Below are 3,809 nucleotides of genomic sequence, written 5' to 3'. Positions count from 1 at the left end.
ACAAGGGCGGGGGACAGGCCATCGCTGCCTTGCTCGGCTCGGAGGTGAACATCCTATTCGCCTCGGCCGCCTCGACCATGCCCTACATCAAGGCCGGACGGCTACGGCCGCTCGCCTACAACCATTCCAAGCGCCTCGATGCGCTGCCCGAAGTGCCGACCATGGCCGAGGCCGGAGTGAGCGGAACCGAGATCGAGGGCGGCAGCTGGTACGGCGTGTTCGCACCGCCGCAGACGCCGCGCGCCATCGTCGTGCAGCTGCAGCGGGAAATCGCGCAGGCAGCCCGCCAGCCGGCGCTGCGCAGCCGCTTCGCGACCCTGGGGCTGGAGCCCGACGGGCGTACGCCGGAGGAATTCAAGATCTTCGTCGAACGCTCGATCGCGCGCTTTCGCGAGCTGGTGAAGCTGGCGGGAATCGAGCCGCAGTAGCAGGTGTCAAGCCTTTCCCCTCCTTACCAAGGAGGGGCGGGACGCGACAACGTCGCGGACGGGGTGGTCTCACGCGACCGAGAACCACACCACCCCGCCTCCTTCGCCGGCACCCCGCCTCATGAGCAGTATTAGCCCGCAGGCGGGCAGGCGGGGAGAATTTCTCGTTCCTCTCCTCGGCGAGGAGGGGAAGGTTCGCTATAGCTCGTTGACGTAGCGGGCGAGCATCTGCTCCTGCGTCTCGGCCGGTTCCGGCGAGCCGCTCTGCTGCTTGATCATCTGCCCCATGGAGGGGAAGCGCGCGCGCTCGATGCGATTGTCCGCGCTCCACAGCCGCGAGCGCATGAGTGCCTTCGCGCAATGCAGATACGCTTCCTCGACCTGGATCTCGACCACCACGCGAGGCGTATGCCGCTCACCCTGAAAGCGCTCGAGCAACTCGGGTTCGTTCCGCAGCAGCGCCCGGCCGTTGATGCGCAAGGTCTCGTCCATGCCGGGGACGAAAAAGATCGTTCCGCAGCGCCCGCTCTGAACAATGTTGGCGTAGGAGTCGAGCCGGTTGTTGCCGAAGGCGTCCGGCAGGTGCAGGGTTCGGTCGTCGATCACCTGCACGAAGCCCGGCGCGCCGCCGCGCGGCGAGGCATCGACGCGCCCGTCCTTGTCGACCGTGGCGAGCACCAGGAAAGGCGCGAGACCGACGAACTGGCGGCAGTGAACGTCCAGCCGGTCGAGTTGTTTGAGAAGCGCGCGCGGCTTGGGTTCGGGGTACACGCGACGCAGCTCCTGCAGGCTATCGATCATGACGCCCTCCATTCGGTGCGCAGACGCTGGAAGCCAGCTCGTTTGCGCGATAAGTTTACACGCAGCCGCGTCCCGCAGCGTGCACGACCGGGCGAGCGGCAAGATGGCCGCCCGCGGGCATGCGACGCTCCCCGCTCCCTTTGGGCCCATTGGGAGAAAGAGGAGAGTGTTGTGGGGAAAGCGGCTTGCCAGCCACTTTCCGGAACATCAAGGGTTGACGCGATTCGGCGCCGGCCGGCCCTCTAGCACCGCGACCACGTTGCGCGCCGCCGTCATGGCCATGGCGAGCCGGGTGGCGCGGGTCGAGCTGCCGATGTGCGGGGCGAGCACGACGTTCTTCAGCCCCAGGAATCCGCGATTGAAGTGAGGCTCGCCCTCGAACACGTCCAGCCCGGCCGCGCGGATCGTGCCGCTCGCCAGCGCCGCGATCAGGGCCGCATCGTCCACCACGCCGCCGCGGGCGGCATTGACCAGGATCGCGGAGCGCTTCATGCGGGCGAGCTGGGCAGCGCCGATGAGGTGATGCGTTGCAGGCGTATACGGCACCTGCAGCACTACGAAATCGGATTCGGCCAGCAGCTCCTCCAGCGGAACATAGCGGGCCTTAAACGCGGCCTCGACGGCCGGGTCCACGCGGTTGCGGTTGTGGTAGAGCACCCGCATGTCGAAGCCCGCTGCGCGCCGCGCGATCGCCTGCCCGATGCGCCCCAGGCCGACGATGCCGAGCGTGGCGTGGTGGACGTCGGTGCCGAGCAGCTGCTTCAGATACCAGCCGGTCCACTCGCCGTTGCGCAGATACGCCTCGGCTTCGGTGAGCCGCCGCGCTGTCGCCAGCATGAGCGTCCAGACCAGGTCCGCCGTGGTCTCGTCCAGAACGCCGGGCGTGTTGGTGACCACGATGCCGCGCGCGCTGCAGGCCGGCACGTCGACGTTGTTGTATCCCACCGCGATGTTGCCCACTACCTTCAGGCGCGGGCAGGCCTCGATCAGCGCGGCGTCGACACGGTCGGTCAATGCGCACATCACCCCGTCCTTGTCGGCCAGGCGCGCACGCAACGCCTCGGGTGACAGCGGCTGGTCGGTCTGGTTCGAGTCGACCTCCAGCGTCTGCGCCAGGAACCCCAGCACCTCATCGAAAACTTCTCTCGCGACCAGTATCCTGGGTTTCATCGTCGGCTCGGCGTTGGCGAAGGGAATGCGCTGGCGCCAGGCAGTGGTGTAGCGCCGGCGCAGCGCGGGCAGCTGATCGTCGAAGCGGGTCCGCCCGTCACGCCGCGAGTATAACCGTGCGCCGTCCGCACCCGCCGGCGCGTTCCCGAGGCGGTCGCCCGCCTCGATCGCGTTCGACCTGATTCAACAGAGCAACAGGTGCGAGCTGACGCGTTTCCCGAGAGGGATCCCGTCCCGCCACGATCTGGGCAGCGCCTTACGGGCGGCCCGCGAACCGCTTCGATCCTTTCGTTCACGGTAGCGGCAGCGACGTGTGAAGTTTTGCCTTTCCGGCTGAACTCCCGGTACCATAGCGTGCAGTAGCCCATCAGCATCTGAGATGGCCGCTGGCAACGCTGTCCGGCGAGCCTCGAGAGCGCAGCCGCAGGCTGGCGCCCACGGATACTTCAGGAGGAGCATGATGACCGACCGCCAAGATTCCCCGACGACGACTGCTTCCGACCCAGCTGCCCCGGAGACCAGCGCACCGCAGCGGCGACGCTTCCTGCGCAGCGCGACGCTTGGCGCCGCCGGCGCCGCAGCGGCCGGATTGCTCGCTGCCTGCTCCAAGGAGCCCGAGCCCGCTCCGGAAAAGATGGGCAAGACCTCCGAAGCGCCGGCCGCCCCGGCTGCGGCGGTGAAGCCTTCCACTGTCGTGTTCAAGATTCAGGGGTCGTGGGGCGCCAAGGACATCTTCAACGAGATGGCCGAGGAGTTCGTCAAGCGCGTGAACGAAATGGCCGATGGGCGCCTGCGCGTTGACTATCTCGTCGCCGGCGCGGTGGTGAAGCCGTTCGAGGTGATGGACGCGGTCAGCAAAGGTGTGCTCGACGGCGGACACACGGTCCCGGTCTACTGGTACGGCAAGAGCAAGGTGGCGTCTCTGTTCGGCTCGGGCCCAATCACCGGCTGCGATGCGAACCAGACGCTGGCGTGGATCTATCGCGGCGGCGGCCAGAAGCTGTACGAGGAGCTGCTGGCGAAGCTGCAACTCGACGTGGTCGGATTCTTCGCCATGCCGATGCCCACCCAACCGCTGGGCTGGTTCAAGAGCCCGATCAAGGGCGCAGGCGAGCTGCAGGGCCTGAAATACCGCACCGTGGGCCTGGCGGCGGACCTGTTCCAGGAGATGGGGGCGAAGGTGACCCAGCTGCCCGGAGGGGAAATCATTCCCGCGCTGGAGAAGGGCGTCATCGACGGCTTCGAGTACAACAACCCGACCTCCGACATGCGCTTCGGCGCGCAAGACGTCATCAAGAACTACATGCTGGGCAGCTTCCACCAGGCGATGGAGTTCTTCGAGATCATCTTCAACAAGAAGAAGTACCAGGCGCTGCCGAAGGATTTGCAGGCGATCCTGCGCTACGGCGT

At 66.9% G+C, this 3,809-nt stretch carries 4 protein-coding genes; 2 read left to right on the top strand and 2 right to left on the bottom strand.

Annotated elements, in window-relative coordinates; all coding sequences use genetic code 11:
* The first annotated feature begins 44 nt into the window (after positions 1–44).
* On the top strand, positions 45–428 hold the full coding sequence (locus tag GEV05_27305; GenBank protein ID MPZ47006.1) for a hypothetical protein: 384 nt from the start codon (positions 45–47) through the stop codon (positions 426–428).
* Between the two features lie 198 nt (positions 429–626).
* Here the strand turns inward: GEV05_27305 and GEV05_27300 are convergent, their stop codons facing one another.
* Together GEV05_27300 and GEV05_27295 are read right to left on the bottom strand one after the other, a co-directional pair.
* Positions 627–1,229, bottom strand: coding sequence for a pyridoxamine 5'-phosphate oxidase family protein (locus tag GEV05_27300; GenBank protein ID MPZ47005.1), 603 nt, complete (start codon positions 1,227–1,229; stop codon positions 627–629).
* Positions 1,230–1,436: 207 nt separating this feature from the next.
* Positions 1,437–2,399: a D-glycerate dehydrogenase gene (locus GEV05_27295; GenBank protein ID MPZ47004.1), complete on the bottom strand. Its 963-nt coding sequence runs from the start codon at positions 2,397–2,399 to the stop codon at positions 1,437–1,439.
* 460 nt (positions 2,400–2,859) lie between these two features.
* On the opposite strand from GEV05_27295, the gene GEV05_27290 reads away from it, so the two are divergent.
* Positions 2,860–3,809: hypothetical protein (locus GEV05_27290; GenBank protein ID MPZ47003.1), on the top strand; the 950-nt coding region annotated here is incomplete at its 3' end.

It is taken from the genome of Betaproteobacteria bacterium, from assembly GCA_009377585.1.
GTDB lineage: Bacteria > Pseudomonadota > Gammaproteobacteria > Burkholderiales > WYBJ01 > WYBJ01.
Note: the sequence above shows the minus strand (reverse complement) of the source record. Positions and strands in the feature narration are given on the sequence as shown.

Excerpts from the sequence above, each read along its gene's own strand:
- GEV05_27300 (MPZ47005.1), bottom strand. The coding sequence starts at position 1,229 with ATGATCGATAGCCTGCAGGAGCTGCGTCGCGTGTACCCCGAACCCAAG.
- GEV05_27295 (MPZ47004.1), bottom strand. The coding sequence starts at position 2,399 with ATGAAACCCAGGATACTGGTCGCGAGAGAAGTTTTCGATGAGGTGCTG.